General features: G+C 72.7%; 15 protein-coding genes. 11 read left to right on the top strand and 4 right to left on the bottom strand.

Annotated features, from left to right (window positions below):
• Positions 1 to 43: 43 nt before the first annotated feature.
• Complete coding sequence (locus ACZ51D_RS24915) at positions 44 to 574, top strand: SigE family RNA polymerase sigma factor (protein ID WP_465626012.1); 531 nt, start codon at positions 44 to 46, stop codon at positions 572 to 574.
• Positions 571 to 1,362, top strand: coding sequence for a hypothetical protein (locus tag ACZ51D_RS24910; RefSeq protein ID WP_465626010.1), 792 nt, complete (start codon positions 571 to 573; stop codon positions 1,360 to 1,362). The genes ACZ51D_RS24915 and ACZ51D_RS24910 overlap by 4 nt, the downstream gene beginning before the upstream one ends.
• A 318-nt stretch (positions 1,363 to 1,680) precedes the next feature.
• On the opposite strand, the gene ACZ51D_RS24905 is transcribed toward ACZ51D_RS24910, so the two are convergent.
• The 3 genes from ACZ51D_RS24905 to ACZ51D_RS24895 all read right to left on the bottom strand — a co-directional run bounded on the left by ACZ51D_RS24905 (position 1,681) and on the right by ACZ51D_RS24895 (position 5,616).
• Positions 1,681 to 3,687, bottom strand: a complete 2,007-nt coding sequence (locus ACZ51D_RS24905) for a PTS fructose transporter subunit IIABC (RefSeq protein ID WP_465663565.1) — start codon at positions 3,685 to 3,687, stop codon at positions 1,681 to 1,683.
• 211 nt (positions 3,688 to 3,898) lie between these two features.
• The gene (gene pfkB, locus ACZ51D_RS24900) at positions 3,899 to 4,858 is read right to left on the bottom strand and encodes a 1-phosphofructokinase (protein WP_465663564.1); all 960 of its coding nucleotides are present in this window, start codon (positions 4,856 to 4,858) and stop codon (positions 3,899 to 3,901) included.
• Positions 4,855 to 5,616 carry a DeoR/GlpR family DNA-binding transcription regulator gene (locus ACZ51D_RS24895; protein ID WP_360508141.1) on the bottom strand — a complete coding sequence of 254 codons (762 nt, stop codon included), beginning with the start codon at positions 5,614 to 5,616 and terminating at the stop codon, positions 4,855 to 4,857. Before ACZ51D_RS24895 ends, pfkB begins: the two co-directional genes overlap by 4 nt.
• A gap of 338 nt (positions 5,617 to 5,954) precedes the next feature.
• Here ACZ51D_RS24895 and ACZ51D_RS24890 point away from each other — a divergent pair, with 338 nt between their 5' ends.
• The 4 genes from ACZ51D_RS24890 (at position 5,955) to ACZ51D_RS24875 (ending at position 11,606) form a co-directional block, all read left to right on the top strand.
• Positions 5,955 to 6,227: an HPr family phosphocarrier protein gene (locus ACZ51D_RS24890; RefSeq protein ID WP_360508138.1), complete on the top strand. Its 273-nt coding sequence runs from the start codon at positions 5,955 to 5,957 to the stop codon at positions 6,225 to 6,227.
• A complete protein-coding gene (gene ptsP, locus ACZ51D_RS24885) occupies positions 6,224 to 7,882 on the top strand; it encodes a phosphoenolpyruvate--protein phosphotransferase (protein ID WP_465663563.1) in 1,659 nt (552 codons plus the stop codon). Before ACZ51D_RS24890 ends, ptsP begins: the two co-directional genes overlap by 4 nt.
• 356 nt (positions 7,883 to 8,238) lie before the next feature.
• Complete coding sequence (locus ACZ51D_RS24880; RefSeq protein WP_465663562.1) at positions 8,239 to 9,774, top strand: cellulose binding domain-containing protein; 1,536 nt, start codon at positions 8,239 to 8,241, stop codon at positions 9,772 to 9,774.
• 14 nt (positions 9,775 to 9,788) lie between these two features.
• Entirely contained in the window at positions 9,789 to 11,606 is a 1,818-nt protein-coding gene (locus ACZ51D_RS24875) for a glycoside hydrolase family 6 protein (RefSeq protein ID WP_465663561.1), read from the top strand.
• A gap of 59 nt (positions 11,607 to 11,665) precedes the next feature.
• Here ACZ51D_RS24875 and ACZ51D_RS24870 read toward each other — a convergent pair whose 3' ends face one another.
• On the bottom strand, positions 11,666 to 12,688 hold the full coding sequence (locus tag ACZ51D_RS24870) for a LacI family DNA-binding transcriptional regulator (protein ID WP_465625997.1): 1,023 nt from the start codon (positions 12,686 to 12,688) through the stop codon (positions 11,666 to 11,668).
• A gap of 286 nt (positions 12,689 to 12,974) precedes the next feature.
• On the opposite strand from ACZ51D_RS24870, the gene ACZ51D_RS24865 reads away from it, so the two are divergent.
• From ACZ51D_RS24865 to ACZ51D_RS24845, 5 genes are all read left to right on the top strand, one after another.
• The gene (locus ACZ51D_RS24865) at positions 12,975 to 14,318 is read left to right on the top strand and encodes an ABC transporter substrate-binding protein (RefSeq protein WP_465663560.1); all 1,344 of its coding nucleotides are present in this window, start codon (positions 12,975 to 12,977) and stop codon (positions 14,316 to 14,318) included.
• Positions 14,319 to 14,323: 5 nt separating this feature from the next.
• Entirely contained in the window at positions 14,324 to 15,271 is a 948-nt protein-coding gene (locus tag ACZ51D_RS24860; RefSeq protein ID WP_465625993.1) for a carbohydrate ABC transporter permease, read from the top strand.
• Positions 15,272 to 15,274: 3 nt separating this feature from the next.
• Positions 15,275 to 16,147 carry a carbohydrate ABC transporter permease gene (locus tag ACZ51D_RS24855; protein ID WP_465663559.1) on the top strand — a complete coding sequence of 291 codons (873 nt, stop codon included), beginning with the start codon at positions 15,275 to 15,277 and terminating at the stop codon, positions 16,145 to 16,147.
• A gap of 25 nt (positions 16,148 to 16,172) precedes the next feature.
• Positions 16,173 to 17,642 carry a GH1 family beta-glucosidase gene (locus tag ACZ51D_RS24850; protein WP_465663558.1) on the top strand — a complete coding sequence of 490 codons (1,470 nt, stop codon included), beginning with the start codon at positions 16,173 to 16,175 and terminating at the stop codon, positions 17,640 to 17,642.
• Between the two features lie 178 nt (positions 17,643 to 17,820).
• Positions 17,821 to 18,903, top strand: coding sequence for a lactonase family protein (locus ACZ51D_RS24845; RefSeq protein ID WP_465663557.1), 1,083 nt, complete (start codon positions 17,821 to 17,823; stop codon positions 18,901 to 18,903).
• The last annotated feature ends 50 nt before the right edge of the window (positions 18,904 to 18,953 follow it).

Genomic DNA, 18,953 nt, shown 5'->3' with positions numbered 1-18,953 from the left:
GACTGTTAACGTTCACATTGCAGGGAGAGGGCGACCGGGGGAAATGCTCCTCGATGACACGTCCGCGGAATTCCACGACTTCTTCGAACGCCACTACGCCGAACTCGCCCGTCTCGCCCACCTCCTGACCGGCGAGACGGACGCGGCGGACGATCTCGCCGCGGACGCCCTGCTCGCCCTGTGGCAACGCTGGGACCGGCTCCGTGCGGCCGACCACCCGCTCGCCTACGCCCGCGGAGTGGTCGCCAACATGGCCCGGGCCCGGATCCGCAGCGCGGTCCGCGAACGGCGCCGCGTCCTGCTGTTCTGGACCCGGAGCCCCGAGAAGACCGACGGACCGGACGTGGCCGCCGTGCTGGACGTCCGTGCGGCGCTCGCCCGGCTACCGTTCCGCAAGCGGGCGTGCGTGGTGCTACGGCACGCCTTCGACCTCTCGGAGAAGGACACCGCCGCGGCGCTGGGCATATCGGTCGGTACGGTGAAGAGCCAGACCTCAAAGGGGATGGCCGAGCTGGAGAGAGCACTCGGCGCACGAGCGGTCGGCGAACTGACGGCAGGAAGGAGGAACCGGTGAACGAGCACATCGCCCGGCAGCTGCGCGAGGCCGCCGAGGCCCACCACCCCGACCCCGCACGGATGCTGGCCCGCGTGCAGCGCGGCGCGGCCGGTCCCGCCGTCCGTCACCGTGCGCGGTCGGGCCTGCGGTCATGGCCCAGGGTCGCGCTCGCGGGCCTCGCCACCGCCGGCGTCCTGGCCACCGGCGGACTCGCCGTGGCCGCCATCGTCCGGACCCCGCCGCCGTCGGACACCGCCACCACCGCACCGGCCGCCCCCTCGCCGACGATCACGTCGACGCCGACGCGGTCCGCTCCCCCGACCGCCGCCCCGGCACCGGCCCCGGCGACCACCACGCCGCCCACCGGCACCCCGGTCGGCCCTCGCCCGACCCCGTCGGCGAGCAGCCGGGCCCAGAACGGCCCGCTGTGGTCGGAGGGGTCGGTCGACCCGCACAGCAGCGTCTACTGGGCCCAGAGCAACCTCACCCTCAGGACCACCCAGCCGCTCACCTCGCTCACGGTCGAACTGCGCGTCGCGCAGACCGGCGACGTGCGCGACACCGGCAACTGGCGGACCCTGCCCGACGACGACTTCACCGTCACCGTCCAGGAGACCGGCGGCGCACTGGTCTACCGCTGGGTGCTCAAGCCGGGCCGTTCCGTCCCGGCCGGGCAGCACGAGTTCGCCGGCCAGTACAACCACGCCACCGGCGTGCGCACCTCCGCGAACGACGGCTACCGCATCGACGCCCAGTCCGCGGGTGGCTCCGCGTCCGTCTGGGGAGGCTTCCCCCCGGGCCGGTGACGGCTGGACGGTTTCTCCGGAAGCGGCCCGTGTGAGCGTGCACACGGGCCGCTTTCCGGCCTACGTGCACGCTCACACAGCAGCCTGCCGGTTCGCGCATGGGCTCCGCGTTCCTCCCGCCGGATCGGGGAGGAACGCCGCCGAAGGCTGTCCGCGCTCCCCTTCGCGGACGCGAACGGGGCGCCCGCTCGACTGAGCGGGCGCCCCGAACCGGCCCGGACTCCGGCCCGCCGGATCACTGCCGGACGCACCTCACGAAGGCACCTCACGAAGGCACCCCACGAAGGCACCTTGCGAAGGCACCTCGCGGGCCGTCGGTCAGGCGCCGACCAGCTCCTTCTCGGTGGCGAGGGAGTCCGGAGCCGCCGAGGTGGCGGGCCTGCGCATCCCCTTGAGCAGGACGACCACCGCCGTGGTGACCACCGTGCCCGCAGCGACCGCGATCAGGTACAGGAACGGGCTGCCGATCAGCGGAAGCACCCAGATTCCGCCGTGCGGTGCACGCAGGGTGGAGCCGAAGGCCATCACCAGGCCACCGGCGGTCATGCTGCCGACCATGTTCGCCGGGATGACCCGCAGCGGATCGGCCGCCGCGAACGGGATCGCACCCTCGGTGATGAACGACGCGCCGAGCACCCAGGCAGCCTTGCCGTTCTCCCGCTCCTCGGGGCTGAACAGCTTGCGCCGGACGACGGTCGCCAGGGCCATGCCGAGCGGCGGGGTCATGCCGGCGGCCATCACGGCAGCCATCACCTTGAGGCTGCCGGCGTCGGGGGTGGTGCCCGCGGCGGTGAGCGCACCGGCCGCGAAGGTGTAGGCGACCTTGTTGAGCGGGCCGCCCATGTCGAAGGCCATCATCGCGCCGAGCAGCAGACCGAGCAGGATCGCGTTGGAGCCGGAGAGGCCGTTCAGCCAGTCGGTCAGGCCGTTCATCGCCGAGGCGATCGGCGAGCCGACCACCACGAACATCAGGAAGCCGACCACCGCCACCGACAACAGCGGGATCACCACGACCGGCATGATGCCCCTGACCGCCCGCGGCACGTTCCAGCGGATCATCCACAGCACCAGGAAGCCCGCGACCAGGCCTGACACCATGCCGCCGAGGAAGCCCGCGCCGACTGCCACCGAGACGGCACCGCCGGCGATGCCGGCCGCCAGTGCTGCCCGGTCCGCGATCGCCCAGGCGATGTATCCGGAGAGGATCGGGACCAGGAAGCCGAAGGAGATCTTGCCGGTCTGGAACAGCATCGCCGCCCAGCTGTGCGAGGAAGTCCAGTCGAAGTGGCCCAGCACGGACGGGGCGGAGGCGATCTGGTAGCCGCCGATCGCGAAGGCGAGGGCGATCAACAGTCCACCGGCCGCGACGAAGGGAATCATGTAACTGACGCCCGTCATCAGGTAGGTGCGCAGTCGCTGGGCCCAGTGCTCGCCCGCCGGTGCCTTCGGTGCGGCGACCCGGTCTGCGGCGGTACGTGCGCCGCTGCCGACCCCGGCGACCAGCCCGGCGGCCTGCGCGATGAGGTCGTCGGCGCGGTTGACGGCAGCCTTCACGCCCACGTCCACGGTCGGCTTGCCGGCGAAGCGGGCGCGGTCCCGGACCTCGACGTCATGGGCGAAGATCACCGCGTCCGCGCCCGCGATCACCTCGGGGGCCAGCAGCGTCGTCCCGGCCGAGCCCTGGGTCTCGACCTGGATCCGCGCGCCGACCCGGGCGGCAGCCAGTTCCAGGGCCTTGGCGGCCATGTAGGTGTGGGCGATGCCGGTCGGGCAGGAGGTCACCGCGACCAGCCGCAGCCCGCCCTCGGTGACCGGCTCCTGAGCGGTGACCGGCTCCTGAGCGGCGGCCGGCTGCGGGGTAGCCGCCGGTGCCTCCTCGCCGTTGATCAGGGCCGCGACCGCGCCCGGGCTCTCGGCGTCGCGCAGGGCACCGGTGAAAGCGGGGTCCATCAGCCTGCGGGCCAACGCGGCGAGGATCTGCAGGTGGGTGTCGTCCGCGCCGGCCGGTGCCGCGATCATGAAGACCAGGTCGGCGGGCCGTCCGTCCGGGGCGTCGAAGTCCACGCCCCTGGCGCTGCGGCCGAAGGCCAGGCTCGGTCGCGTGACATGGGGTGATCTGCAGTGCGGGATGCCGATGCCGTCGCCCATCCCGGTCGGGGCCTGGTCCTCGCGGGCGGCGACGTCGGCGAGGAAGGCCTCGAGGTCGGTGACCCGGCCCTCGGCGACCAGCCGCTGGGCGAGGGCGCGAAGCGCTTCGCTCTTGTCCTGGGGGGCGAGGTGGAGATCAACGAGTGCGGGTGTGATCAGTCCGCTGGTGTCGCTCATCGTGTCGGTCCTTCGACTGGTGCCTGAGAGTGTTCCCTTGCCCCCGGGAATGGTCGCCCTTCCGTCCCACACGGTCGGGCGTGGTGCCTCCGGCAGGAGGCGCCGGACGTTCGCCTGCGCGGTGCCCGCTCGGCCTGCTGGGTCGCAGTGGCCGCGCCGGCGCCGCGTTCGACGTCCGTCCGTCGGTGCCCTCCCACCGGGAGGGCCGTTCTCAACCGCGAAGCGGTCGTTCGAGCGGAATGTCCGCTGTCACGACCACGGCGGCCGGGTCCAGGTCCGCCGGGGTCGGCATGACGCTCCCCGGCAGTTGTACGGCGGCGGCGCCGTGCGCCAAGGCCGCCGCGAGTGCCCCGGGGCCGGTGCCACCGGCTCCGAGGAAGCCCGCGAGTGAGGCGTCGCCCGCGCCCACGTCGCTGCGTACGGCGGCGACCGGTGCGCTGCCGTACCAGCTGCCCTCCTCGGCGATCAACAGCATTCCGTCCGCGCCGAGGCTGGCGAGGACCTGCTGGGCGCCGCGCCTGCGCAGCTCCCCGGCCGCGTCCACGGCGTCGCCGACGGTGGCGACCCGGCGGCCCACGGCCTCCGCGAGTTCCTCCCGGTTGGGCTTGACCACGTCGGGGCGGGCCGAGAGCGCGGCGACCAGCGCGGGACCGGAGGTGTCCAGCGCGATCCGGGCACCGCCCGAGTGCACCTGCGCGACCAGCTCGGCGTACCACTCGGGCGCCAGTCCGCGCGGCAGGCTGCCGCAGCAGGCCAGCCAGTCCACGCCGGTCCCGGTGCCCTGTCCGGTGTGCTGGGCGTCGCGGACGCGGGCCAGCAGCGCGGCCGACTCGGCGGCACTGAGCTCGGGGCCCACCGCGTTGATCTTCGTGAGGCTGCCGCCGTCCTCGGCGATCGAGACGTTGATCCGGGTGTCGCCCGAGATCGCGACCGCCGCGACGTCGATGCCCTGGCGGCGCAGGAGGTCGGCGAGCACCTGCCCGGATGCGCCGCCCAGGGGGAGCACGGCGCTGGTGCGGTGTCCGGCGGCCGTGAGCGCGCGGGAGACGTTGACGCCCTTGCCGCCCGGGTCGAGCCGGTCGTGCCCGGCTCGGTTGACCTCGCCCAGGGCGAGCGTTCCCAGCTCGTAGGTGCGGTCGAGGCTGGGGTTCGGGGTGATGGTGACGATCATGCGCGGATGACTTCCGGTCCGTGGTTCTCGATCTCGGCGGCCTGCTCGTCGGTCAGTCCGGTGTCCGTGACCAGTACGTCCACCTGGTCCAGCGAGCCGAACCGCGCGAAGTGGCGGGCGCCGTACTTGGAGGAGTCGGCCACCAGGACCACCCGCCGGGCACCGGCGAGCATGGCCCGTTTGACGGCCGCCTCGGCGAGGTCCGGCGTCGAAAGGCCCCCCTCCGGGGAGAAGCCGTTGGTGGCGACCACCGCGACGTCGGCGTGGATGTCGGCCAGGTCGCGCAGTGCCCAGGCGTCGACGGCGGCCTGCGTGCGGTGGCGCAGCCGCCCGCCGACCAGGTGGAGGGCGAGCTCCGGATGGTCGGCCAGCCGGGCTGCGACCGGGAGAGCGTTGGTGACGACCGTGAGGGCGCAGTCGGCGGGCAGCAGGCCGGCCAGCCGGGAGACGGTCGTCCCGGCGTCCAGGATCACGCTGCCCTCGCTGGGCAGCAGGGCCAGGGCCGCCTTGGCGATGCGCTCCTTCTCGGCCGCGGCGGTGGAGTCCCGTTCGGCCAGGCCGGGCTCCAGGTGCAGGGCGCCGGCGGGCAGCGCGCCGCCGTGCACCCGGTGCAGCAGACCGGCCCGGTCCAGAGCGCTCAGGTCACGCCGGATGGTCTCCTGCGTGACGCCGAAGTCCTCGGCGAGCGTCGGCACGTCCACCCTGCCCAGTTCCTGGACGAGGCGGAGGATCTGTTGCTGCCGCTCGGGTGCATACATGTGGGTTTGCGTCCGTTTCATGTCCGTTCACGCCTGACGAGGCCCGACCATACGCGCTCGGACCGAAAAAGCAAGAGCTCGTTCAGCCTCCGGTTCGCCAGCGACGGACTGCCCGAATGTGTTGACATCCCTCGGCAACCGGGCGTAGAACCAATCGAAACAACACGCCAACGGGCGTGAAACCACGAACTGCCCGGTCTCCGCCACTGCCCCCGTACCGCGAAGACCCGGGCACGAACACGGTGGCCCGCGCTTCACCCTCCGCGCGGGCCACCGTGCCCAACTTCCCGCCGATCCGGCTCCCACCCGGACCGGCGATCGTCCCCCGAGGAATCCCGATGCACTCGATCCAGGTCACCGTCGGCACCGAGAGCGGCCTGCACGCCCGCCCGGCGTCCCAGTTCGTCCGGGCTGCCGCCCTGCAGCCGGCCAAGGTCACCGTCGGCCGCCCGGGCCAGACCCCGGTCGACGCCCGCAGCCTGCTCTCCGTCCTCGCCCTGGCCGCCGGCCGCGGCGAGACCCTCGAGCTCACCGCCTCCGGCGACGGAGCCCAGGACGCACTCAAGGCGCTCGCCGACCTGCTCGCCTCCGACCTCGACGCAACGGCATGAGCCGCCCGATGCGCGGGATCGGCGTCGGCCGCGGCAGTGCCGCAGGCCCCGTCGCCCGGATGGCATCCGCACCGACGCTGCCCGCACCGAGGCCTGTCACCGACCCCGCGGCCGAGGCCGAGGCCGTCCGCGCCGCCCTCGGCGCGGTCGTCGCCGACCTGGACGAGCGCGCCGCCCGCACGAGCGGCCCCGGCTCCGAGGTGCTCGCCGCCCAGGCCATGATGGCCGCCGACCCGGCCCTCGCCGACCGGGCGGCAACCCTCGCCGAGCAGGGCACCGACGGCGCCCACGCGCTCGCCGCCGCCTTCGACGGCTTCCGCACCGCGCTGGCCGCCGCCGGCGGGTACTTCGCGGAACGCACCGCCGACCTGGACGACCTGCGCGACCGCGCCGTGGCCCACCTGCTCGGTCTGCCCGTGCCCGGCCTGCCCGACCCCGGTCACCCCTACGTCCTGGTCGCCGACGACCTCGCACCCGCCGACACCGCCCTGCTCGACCCCGAACGGGTGCTGGCCCTCGTCACCGTCCGCGGCGGGCCGACCAGCCACACCGCCATCCTCGCCAAGGCGCTCGGCCTGCCCGCCGTGGTCGGCTGCGCCGGCGCCGCGGCGCTCCAGGACGGCCGGCAGGTCCTGGTGCACGGCGCGGACGGCGTGGTCGAGCCCGATCCGAGTCCGGAGGCGGTCGACCGGGCCGGCGAGCACGAGCGCCGTCGCCGCGAGCGGCTGGCCGGATTCCGGGGACCGGGCCGGACCGCGGACGGCCACCCGGTCACGCTGCTGGTCAACCTCGGCGCGCCCCACGAACTGGCCGGCGCGGCCGCCGCCGATGCCGAGGGCGTGGGCCTGTTCCGCACCGAGTTCCTCTTCCTGGACCGCATCGAGGCACCGGGCCGCGCCGAGCAGGCCGCCGCCTACCGGAAGGTCTTCGCGGCCTTCGCCGGCCGCCGTGTCATCGTCCGCACGCTCGACGCGGGCGCGGACAAGCCGCTGCCCTTCGCGAGCTCCACCGACGAGGAGAACCCGGCGCTGGGCGTCCGCGGTCTGCGGACGGCCACCCGCGACCCGCAGCTCCTGGAGACCCAGCTCGCCGCGATCGCCGAGGCCGCCGAAGACAGCACCGCGCAGGTCTGGGTGATGGCCCCGATGGTCTCGATCCCGCGTGAGGCCGCGGAGTTCGCCGCCCTGGTCCGCGCACACGGACTGCCGCAGGCCGGCGCGATGATCGAGGTCCCGGCAGCCGCCCTGCGGACCGACCGGCTGGCCGAGTTCTGCGACTTCTTCAGCATCGGCACCAACGACCTGGCCCAGTACGCCTTCGCGGCCGACCGGACGCTCGGCACGCTCGCCGAGCTGCTCGATCCCTGGCAGCCCGCCCTGCTCGGACTGGTCGCCACCGCCGCCGCATCCGCGGCCGAGCACGGCCGTCCGATCGGCGTCTGCGGCGAGGCCGCCGCCGACCCGGCACTCGCCCTCGTCCTGGTCGGCCTCGGGATCACCAGCCTGTCCGCCGCACCCGCCTCGCTACCCGAGGTGCGGGCGGCGCTGGCCGCCCACACCCTCGCGCAGTGCCGCGAACTCGCCGAAACGGCCCTGCTCGCCGACGACGCCGCCACCGCGCGCAGCACGGTCCGGTCGCGCATGACGGGACACTGATCCGCTCCTCCGACATCGGGCGGTCGTCTCGTCCTCCCTCAAGCGGTCGGCCCGACATTCCCACGGGGTGACAGGATCCGCGGGCACCGTGCCCCGCCCACGACCGGATGCGGTCGCGCCGTGGACGGCCGCACGGCGTTCTTACGACAGTGCTTGACCAGTGGGAGCGCTCCCACTGTGCGGGATCCCCGTGAGCCGGTCAAGAGGCTTGAAGAGTCGAACACTTCCGCTCACCAATCCCGGCAACTCCTCTTTTCCTTTGCGGCAGTTGGCGCTACGGTCAGTGCCCACCAGTGGGAGCGATTCCGTCAGTCGACGTGCCGGGAGCGGCGCGTCCTCGCTGCAAGGAGTCGCTCATGCGACACCCCCCACCCCTCACAGCGCTGTTCGGCGGCGCGGTCCTCGCCCTGGCGAGTGCCGTGTCCGCCGCGGCGGGTGCGGGCCCGGGCACTGCCGCTCCGTTCGGCTGCTCCGTGGACTACTCCACGGTCAACCAGTGGGCCGGCGGCTTCCAGGCCTCCGTCGTCATCACCAACAACGGTGCACCGAGCAGTGGTTGGAGCCTCGGCTTCCACTTCACCGGTGGCCAGCACCTCACCCAGGGCTGGGGCGCCACCTGGTCCCAGTCCGGCACCGACGTCACGGCCACGAACGAGAGCTGGAACGGCGCGCTCGGGACCGGCACGAGCGTCACCCTCGGCATCATCGCCTCCTGGTCCGGCGCCAACCCCGACCCGACCGGGTTCACTCTCAACGGCCTTGCCTGCTCGACCGGTTCGGGATCATCCCCCGGCCCGACCGACACCCCGACCCCGACTCCGACCAGCACCGCGACCCCGACCGGATCCCCGACCACCACCCCCGCCCCGACCGTCGGCGCGCCCGAACTGAGCGTCAGCGGCAACCGGTTGACCGACCCGAGCGGCGCCACCCGCCGCCTGCTCGGCGTCAACCGCTCCGGCGGTGAGTTCATGTGCGTCCAGGGCCACGGCATCTTCGACGGCCCGGTGGACGACGCCGCCGTCCAGGCCATCGCGGACTGGAAGGCCAACACCGTCCGGATCACGCTCAACGAGGAGTGCTGGCTCGGCCTGGACGACATCCGGCCCGAGTACCGGGGCACCGCCTATGTCGACGCCGTCAAGGAACTGGTGACCCGCGTCCTCGCGCACGGGATGACCCCCGTGGTCGAACTCCACTGGACGTACGGCCAGTACACCGGCAACTCGGCGGGCTGCCCGGACGTGCACGCCTCCTGCCAGAAGCCGATGCCGGACGCCCGCTACGCCCCGGCGTTCTGGACCTCGGTGGCGAACACCTTCAAGGACGACCGCCGGGTGGTCTTCGACCTGTTCAACGAGCCCTACCCGGACCGGGCCACCGCCACCACCGAGCAGGCCTGGGCCTGCTGGCGCGACGGCGGCACCTGCCCGGGCATCGGCTACGAGGTGGCCGGCATGCAGGACCTCCTCGACGCCGTCCGCGCCACCGGCTCGCGCAACGTCGTGCTCGTCCCCGGCATCGCCTACGCGAACGACCTGAGCGGCTGGCTCGCCCACGCCCCCTCGGACCCGACCGGCGATCTGGCCGCCGCCTGGCACATCTACAACTTCAACTCCTGCGCCGACGAAGCCTGCTGGACCTCCACCCTGGCCCCGGTCGCCGCCCGGGTCCCGCTCGTGGCGGGCGAGATCGGCGAGAACACCTGCGGACACGCGTTCGTCGACCGCGTCATGAAGTGGTCCGACGACCGCGGGCTCTCCTACCTGGGCTGGACCTGGAACACCTGGGACTGCTCCTCGGGCCCCGCCCTGATCAGCCGCTACGACGGCACTCCCACCGCCTTCGGCCTCGGACTGCGCGACCACCTGCGCGCCCTCGACGGACACTGAAAGGGACCCCCACCATGAGCCGCACCACCCCCACCCGCACCACGCACACGCACACCACCGTCAACCGGTTGCGCAGCAGCCGGACCGCCCTGCTCGCCGCCCTCGGCCTGCTCACCGCGACCGGCGCCACCGCCACCGTGCTGTCCACCTCGGCCGGCGCCGCCGCGGCCGGCTGCCGGGTCGACTACCAGGTCTCCAACCAGTGGGACACCGGCTTCGGCGCCAACGTCGTCGTCACCAACACCGGTGACCCGCTGAGCTCGTGGACGCTGGAGTGGACCTTCGCCGGCAACCAGCAGGTCACCCAGGGCTGGAACGCGACCATCAGCCAGTCCGGGGCCGCCGCCACCGCCCGTAACGTCTCGTACAACGGCAGCCTGGCGACCGGCGGTTCCACCTCCTTCGGCTTCAACGGCTCCTACAGCGGCACGAACCCGGTGCCCACCGCCTTCAAGCTCAACGGCGTGCTCTGCAACGGCGCCACCACGACGCCGACCCCCACTCCCACCGGCACGCCGACGAGCACTCCCACGGCCACGCCCACGGGCACCCCGACGGGCACACCCACCACCCAGCCCGGCACCCGCGTCGACAACCCGTACGCCGGCGCGAAGGTCTACGTGAACCCCGAGTGGTCCGCGCACGCCGCCGCCGAGCCCGGCGGCGCCAAGGTCGCCGGCCAGCCCACCGGCATCTGGCTGGACCGGATCGCCGCCATCGCCGGCGCCAACGGCAGGATGGGGCTGCGCGCCCACCTCGACGAGGCGCTGCGCCAGAAGGGCAGCGGCGAGCTCGTCGTCCAGCTGGTGGTCTACGACCTGCCCGGCCGGGACTGCGCCGCCCTCTCCTCCAACGGCGAACTCGGTCCGACCGAGATCGACCGGTACAGGACGGAGTTCATCGACCCGATCGCGGCCATCCTCGCCGACCCCAAGTACGCCGGCCTGCGGATCGTCACCACCGTCGAGCTCGACTCGCTGCCGAACCTGGTCACCAACACCACGCCGCGTGCCACCGCCACTCCCACCTGCGACGTGATGAAGGCCAACGGCAACTACATCAAGGGCATCGGCTACGCCCTCAAGAAGCTCGGCGCCATCCCCAACGTCTACAACTACGCCGACGCCGGCCACCACGGCTGGCTCGGCTGGGACGACAACCTCGGCGCGTCCGCCGAGCTGTTCAAGCAGGCGGCGACCGCCGAGGGCTCCACCGTCGCCAACGTCCACGGCTTCATCGTCAACACCGCGAACTACAGCGCGCTCAAGGAGGACAACTTCACCATCGACGACAGCGTCAACGGCACCTCCGTCCGCCAGTCCAAGTGGGTGGACTGGAACCGGTACGTCGACGAGCTCTCCTACGCGCAGGGGCTGCGCACCAAGCTGGTCTCGCTGGGCTTCGACCCCAACCTCGGCATGCTGATCGACACCTCGCGCAACGGCTGGGGCGGCGCCGCCCGGCCGGCCGGTCCCGGGCCGCGCACCAGCGTCGACGCCTATGTCGACGGTGGGCGCTACGACCGGCGGCTGAACACCGGCAACTGGTGCAACCAGGCGGGCGCGGGCCTCGGCGAACGGCCGCAGGCTGCCCCGGCGCCGGGCATCGACGCGTACGTCTGGATGAAGCCTCCGGGCGAGTCGGACGGGGCCAGCAAGCAGATCCCGAACAACGACGGCAAGGGCTTCGACGGGATGTGCGACCCGACGTACACCGGTAACCCGAGGAACAACAACCACATGTCCGGTGCGCTGCCGGACGCGCCGCTGTCCGGCGAGTGGTTCTCCGCCCAGTTCCAGGAGCTGCTGAAGAACGCGTACCCGGCGCTGTGACACGGCGTTGAGCACCCCCGGCCGTCCGGAGCCCCGCGCGGCTCCGGACGGCCGGCCGGTCAGGAGGACTCCCGCACCACCAGCTCCGTCGGCAGCACCAGGCGGGATGGCTCGGTGTCCTCCCCCGCGATCTGCCGCAGCAGGAGCCCGGCCATCGTGCGGCCCATCTCCTCGATCGGCTGGCGGACGCTGGTCAGCGGCGGGTCGAGGTGGCGGGCCACCGGCGAGTCGTCGACGCCCACCAGCGCGACGTCGCCGGGCACGTCCAGGCCTCTGGCCCGCAGGACGGCGAGGGCGCCGACCGCCATCAGGTCGGAGGCGGCGAACACCGCGTCCACGTCGGGGCAGCGCTCCAGCAGCTCGCGCATCGCCCGGCGGCCGCCGTCCTCCGTGAAGTCACCGGTGGCGACGAGGTGTTCGTCCGCCGGCAGGCCGGCCGCCGCCAGCCCCTGGCGGTAGCCGGCCAAGCGGCCGTGCGCGGCGTCCATGTCCAGCGGGCCGGTGATGGTGGCGATGCGACGGCGCCCACGCCCGGCCAGGTGCTCCACCGCCGAGCGGCCCGCGCCCACGTTGTCGGAGTCGACGTACGCCACCGGCTCCTGCGGCGAACGGCGCCCGTTCAGCACGGCCGGCAGGCCCAGCGCGCGCACCTGGTCCGGCAGCGGGTCGTCCCGGTGGACGGAGACCAGCAGCACGCCGTCCACCCGCTGCGCGGCGAGGTACTGCTCGAAGCGCTGCCGCTCCTGCTCGGTGCGGATCAGCGTGAGCAGCAACTGCTTGTCCGCCGCGCCGAGTTCGGCACTCACCCCACGGATGATGTCCAGGAAGTACGGCTCCGCGAACAGCCGCGCCTCGGTCTCCGGTACGACCAGCGCGACCGCGTCCGTCCGGCTGCCGGCCAGCGCCCGGGCCGCCCGGTCGGGCACGTAGCCAAGCTCCGCGATGGCCCGGCCCACCGCCTCCCTCGCCTGTTCACTCACCCGCGACGAGCCGTTGATCACCCGCGACACCGTGCCGCGCCCGACCCCGGCCCGGGCCGCGACCTCCTCCAGGGTCGGCCTTCCGGTCTGCCGTCTGCTCACTGCCCCCGTGCCCTCCGTCGCCGCCGTCGGTCTCGCGCCCGCTTGGCAGAGGATCGTAGATCACCGGGGCGCGGCACCGCCATGGCTCGGCCGCGTTCAGGAAGTGACGGTGGCGTCCCAACGGCGGTGCGCCTGAGGGCAATTCGACTTCACCTCTTGACACCGGATCAGCTGAGGCAGGAACCTTCCGACATGGCGTGGGAGCGCTCCCATGCCTCCATGGGCCACCACCGGCGAGCCCACGTACCACCCCCGGACGACACCACCCCCGGACGAGGAGAGTGGAATGCGCACCACCGGCACCATCACCACCAGACGTCGACGCCTCACCGCGCTCATCGCCCTGGCCGCGGGCACCGCCCTCCTGGCCGGCTGTGGCAGCGGCGGCGGCACCGGCACGAAGGCCGACGGCGCAAGCGGCACCGTCACCCTGCGGATCGGCACCTTCGGATCCTTCGGCTACGACAACGACACCGGCGCCAAGCTCTACGCCGAGTACGAGAAGCTGCACCCCGGCATCAAGATCGTCGAGTCCAACGTGGCCGACGGCCAGAAGTACTGGGACACGCTCAAGCTGCGGCTCTCCCGGGACAGCGGACTCGCCGACATCCAGGCCGTCGAGGTCGGTTACATCGCCGAGGCCACCGGGCCCGCCCTGGCGGGCAAGTGGGCGGACCTCGGCAAGACGGGCGGCGCGGACCTCGGCGCCTTCCTGGACTGGAAGGTGAAGCAGGCCACCACGGCGGACGGCAAGGTGATCGGCCTCGGCACCGACATCGGCCCGATGGCCATCTGCTACAACAAGGACCTGTTCGCCAAGGCCGGACTGCCGACCGACCGCGCGCAGGTCGGCGCGCTCTGGGCCGGCAGCTGGGACAAGTTCCTCGAAGCCGGGCGCGCCTACCAGGCGAAGGCCCCCGAGGGCACCGCGTTCCACGACTCCGCCAGCGGCCTCTTCAACGCCGTCGTCTCCAGCGAGCCGGTCCAGTACGCGGACACCAAGGGCGAGTTGGACTACCGGAACAGTCCCGGGGTGAAGCAGGCCTGGTCCGTCGCCACCAGCGCCGCCACCGGCGGACTCACCGCCAAACTGCGGCAGTTCGACGAGAAGGGCACCTGGAACGCGGGCTTCAAGAACAACAGGTTCGCCACCGTCGCCTGCCCGAGCTGGATGACCGGGATCATCAAGGACCAGGCCGGCCAGGAGAACCAGGGCAAGTGGGACATCGCCCCCGCCCCGGTCGCGGGCAACTGGGGCGGTTCCTTCCTGGCCGTCCCGAAGTCCGGCCCGCACGTCAAGGAGGCCGCCGAGCTCGCGGCCTGGCTGACCGCGCCCGCGCAGCACGCGAAGGTCTTCGGCGTCAACGGCAACATCCCCTCCACCAAGGAGACCCTCTCCTCCCCCGCCGTCCGGAACGCCACCCTGCCGTTCTTCGGCGACACCCCGGTCGGCCGGATCTACTCGGAGGCCGCCGCCGGCATCAAGGCCGTCCCGATCAGCCGCTGGGACGGCCAGGTGAAGACCTTCATCACCGACAACGGCATCCTCGACATCGAGCAACGCGGCACCGATCCCGCGCAGGCGTGGGCCAACGTCAACAAGCTGATCGACGACAAGATCCAGAAGTAGTCACGGTGGACCTCATCGCCCCCAACACCCCATCAATCAGGCCGCGTTGGCGCAGCAGGCTGTACCGCTGGGACGTCCGCGCCGCGCCGTACGCCTTCGTCGCGCCGTTCTTCCTCTGCTTCGCGGCCTTCGGCCTCTTCCCGCTGGTCTACACCGGCTGGCTCTCCCTGCACCGGGTCGAGCTCGGCGGCGAGGCCCAGTGGCTCGGCCTGCGCAACTACACCGCCCTGTGGGACAGCGACTTCTTCTGGAACGCGCTCGGCAACACCTTCACCATCGGCGTGATCTCCACCGTGCCGCAGCTGCTGCTCGCCCTGGGCCTGGCCCATCTGCTCAACTACGAGATGCGCGGCCGGGGTTTCCTGCGGGTCGCGGTGCTCGCGCCGTACGCGACCTCGATCGCCGCCGCGACGCTGGTCTTCGCCCAACTGTTCAACAGCGACTACGGCCTGATCAACACCGTGATCGGCTGGGCGGGATTCCACCCGGTGGACTGGGAATCCTCCAAGTGGCCCGCGCAGATCGCCATTTCGGTGATCGTCACCTGGCGCTGGACGGGCTACAACGCGCTGATCTACCTCGCCGCGATGCAGGCCGTCCCGCAGGACCTGTACGAGGCGGCGGCACTCGACGGAGCCTCCCGGGCCCGGCAGTTCCTCAGCGTCACCATCCCGTCGATCCGCCCGACCATCCTGTTCACCATCGTGGTGTCCACCATCGGCGCCACCCAACTCTTCGGCGAGCCCATGCTGTTCGGCGGCAGCCTGGGGGTCAGCGGCGGCAGCGGCAACCAGTTCCAGACGCTCAGCCTGCTGATGTACGAGAAGGGGTGGGTGACCGGGGCGCTCGGCCAGGCCTCCGCGATCGCCTGGGTGATGCTGCTGCTCCTGCTGTCCGTGGGCGCCGTACAGGCGCTCGTCGTCCGCGTCCGTCACCCTCGCAGGAGGGGCTGAACCATGAGCACCGCATCCACGACACGCACCCGGTGGCGTCCGTCCGCCGGGCGCCAGCACCACGCCGGGCCGCTGACCTACGTCCTGCTCGGGCTCGCCGCCCTGGTCTCGCTCTTCCCGCTGTACTGGAACCTGGTCGCCGCCTCGCACTCCGGCGAGCGGGTGGTCGAGGCACCCGCGCCGCTGCTGCCGGGCCGGCACCTGTTCGACAACCTGGCCTTCGCCTGGAACCAGGTCGACATGGGCCGGGCACTGGTCAACACCACGGTCGTGGCCGGCCTGGTAGCCCTGTCCACCGTGATGTTCTCCACCCTGGCCGGGTTCGCCTTCGCCAAACTGCCCTTCCGGGGCCGCAACGTGCTGCTCGCCCTCGTGGTCGCCACCATGACCATCCCGCCGCAGCTCAGCGTCATCCCGCTGTACGAGATCATCACCGACCTGGGCTGGGTGGACCAGCTGCAGTCGGTCGTGCTGCCCTCGCTGGTCGCCGCGTTCGGAGTCTTCTTCATGCGCCAGTACCTGGTCGAAGCCCTGCCGGTGGAGCTGGTCGAGGCCGCCCGGGTGGACGGCGCGCACAGCCTGCGGATCGTCTGGCACGTGGTCTTCCCGGTGGCGCGGCCCGCCATGGCCGTCCTCGGCATGCTGGTCTTCGTCCAGGCCTGGAACGACTTCTTCTGGCCCTTCATCGCCCTCACCCCGGAAGGCAACCCCACCCTCCAGGTCGCGCTCGCCGGCCTCGGATCGGGCAACCACAGCGTCGACCAGGCGATCGTGCTGACCGGCGCCCTCATCTCCACCGTGCCGCTGCTACTGGTCTTCGCACTGCTGGGCAAACACATCGTGGGCGGCATCACCGCCGGCGCCGTCAAGAACTGAACCTCCTCACCCCCGGGAGCAGCCCGTGCCCCTTCCCCCCGCCAGCCCCCTCACCCCTGCCACGACCCCACCCCCCGCCACGGCCCTGCCCCGCTTTCCGGCCGGGTTCCTCTGGGGCGCGGCCACCTCCGCCTACCAGGTGGAGGGCGCCACCGCCGAGGACGGCCGCACCGCCTCGATCTGGGACACCTTCTGCCGCACCCCCGGCAAGGTCTTCCAGGGGCACACCGGCGACGTCGCGGCCGACCACTACCACCGCTTCCGCGAGGACGTCCGGCTGATGGGCGAACTGGGCCTGACCGCCTACCGTTTCTCCGTCTCCTGGCCGCGCGTCCAGCCCACCGGCCACGGCCCGGCCGTCCAGCAGGGCCTGGACTTCTACCGCCGCCTCACCGACGAGCTGCTCACCGCCGGGATCACCCCCGTCGCCACGCTCTACCACTGGGACCTCCCGCAGGAGCTGGAGTCGGCCGGCGGCTGGCCCGAACGCACGACCGCCGAGCGGTTCGCCGAGTACGCCGCGCTGGTGGGCGAGGCCCTCGGCGACCGGGTCGAGCACTGGACCACCCTCAACGAGCCCTGGTGCAGCGCCTTCCTCGGCTACGGCTCCGGCGTCCACGCCCCCGGCCGCACCGACCCGGTGGCCGCCCTGCGGGCCGCCCACCACCTCAACCTCGGCCACGGCCTGGCCGTCACGGCACTGCGCGGCGTGCTGCCCGCCGCCGCCCGTCTGTCGGTCGCGCTCAACCTGCACGCACTGCGCCCGCTCACCCCGTCCGCCGCCGACCAGGACGCCGTGCGCCAAATCGACGCCGTCGGCAACCGGGTCTTCCTCGGCCCGATGCTGGAGGGCGCCTACCCGAAGGACCTGCTCGCCGACACGGCCCACCTCACCGACTGGACCTTCGTCCGCCCCGGCGACGAGGCCGCGATCCACCAGCCGCTGGACTGGCTGGGCGTCAACTACTACACGCCCACCGTCGTCTCGGCGACCGCCGAGGGCACCGCCCCCGCCCGCGAGGACGGCCACGGCGCCGGCGCCGGTACCCCCTGGCCGGGCGCCGACCGGGTCGGCTTCCACCCGGCCCCGGGCGAGCTGACCGCTATGGGCTGGGCCGTCGACCCCACCGGCCTGCACCAGCTACTGACCGGACTGGCCCGACGCCACCCGAGCCTGCCACTCATGGTCACCGAGAACGGCGCGGCCTACCACGACGAGATCGGCGAGGACGGCACCGTCGACGACCCGGAACGCACCGCCTACCTCCACGCCCATCTCGCGGCCGCCCACCGGGCCGCAGCCGACGGCGCGGACCTGCGCGGCTACTTCGCCTGGTCCCTGCTCGACAACTTCGAGTGGGCGTACGGCTACGACAAGCGCTTCGGCCTGGTCCACGTCGACTACCCCACCCAGACCCGCACCCCCAAGTCCAGCGCCCGCTGGTACGCCCGCGTCGCCCGCACCGGCGAACTGCAGCCGCCGACCGGCTCCTAGGAGCGCAGCGTCGAACGCCTCGTGACAGAGTTGGCCGGTGCCGGGCAGACCACCCGGCACCGGCCGCGACGCGCTCAACGGCGACCCGCCCCAGGAGACCCCGGCCGTCGCCCGCGGCCGCCTGTGCCACACCCCGTGACAGACCGTTCGCCGAACGGTGGACAGAGAGCAGGCGTCCTTGAACCAGCCCCCGACCCCCACGTCCGGCGGTCTGTTGATCATCGGCAGTGCCGCCCCGGCCGACACTCCCGGCGCCGGCCTGTCCACCGTCGGCTACGACGCCACCGGCACCATGGGTCTCCTTCGCACCCTGCCGGTCGACCGTCCGTCCTACGCGGCTGTCGACCCGACCCGCGCGGTCCTGCACGCCGTCCTGGAACAGGAAGCCGGGCAGGTCCTCTCCCTCCGGATCGATCCCCGCACGGGGACCCTCCGTCTGCCCGCCACCACCATGAGCGGTGGCATGGGCCCCTGCCACCTCGCGGTCCACCCCAGCGGTTCACACCTCTTCGCGGCCCACTACGGCGACGGCGTCCTCTCGGTCATCCCCACCGGCGCCGGCGACGCGGTCGCCGCCGCCGAGCCGGTGCAGACCGTCCGCCATCCCGGCCGCGAGGCCTCCGGCGAACTGCGCACCACCCCGCACGCCCACATGGCAGCCCCCTCGCCGGACGGACGGTTCCTCCTGTGTACCGACCTGGGCACCGACCGGGTCTACGTCTACGCCTTCCATCCGGCCACCGGCCGGCTCAGCGCACACCGAACCGTCCGACTGCCGACCGGACGTGGCCCCCGGCACCTGGCGTTCCACCCGTCGGCAGGACACGTCTACGTCCTCAACGAACTCTCCTCCACCCTCACCGTCTGCACCTGGGACGCACTCTCCGGCCGCCTCGAACCCACCGCCGAGCTTCAGACGCGCCGGGATCCGGGTGCGCCGAACGCCAACCAAGCCGCCGCCGTCCGGGTGTCCGCGGACGGCCGCTTCCTCTACACGACCAACCGCGGCGACGACGCGATCGCCGTGCACGCCCTCCACGACGACGGGGCGGCCGTCGAGCTGATCGACGTCACCGCCTGTGGCGGGTCCTGGCCCCGCGACATCGCCCTCACCTCCGACGGGCGGCTCCTGTTCTGCGCCAACCAGGGTTCCGACACCCTGACGGCCTTCCACCGCAACCCGGCCTCCGGTCATCTGACCCCCGCCGGAGAGCCCCTCGTGATCACCGAACCCACCTCCGTCCTGCCGATCGGCCCCTGACCGGTGGAGGCGGCCGGCCCCGGCCCCGGACGGGGCCGGGCCGCGCCATG

It is taken from the genome of Kitasatospora sp. NPDC033851, assembly GCF_055576085.1.
Note: the sequence above shows the minus strand (reverse complement) of the source record. Positions and strands in the feature narration are given on the sequence as shown.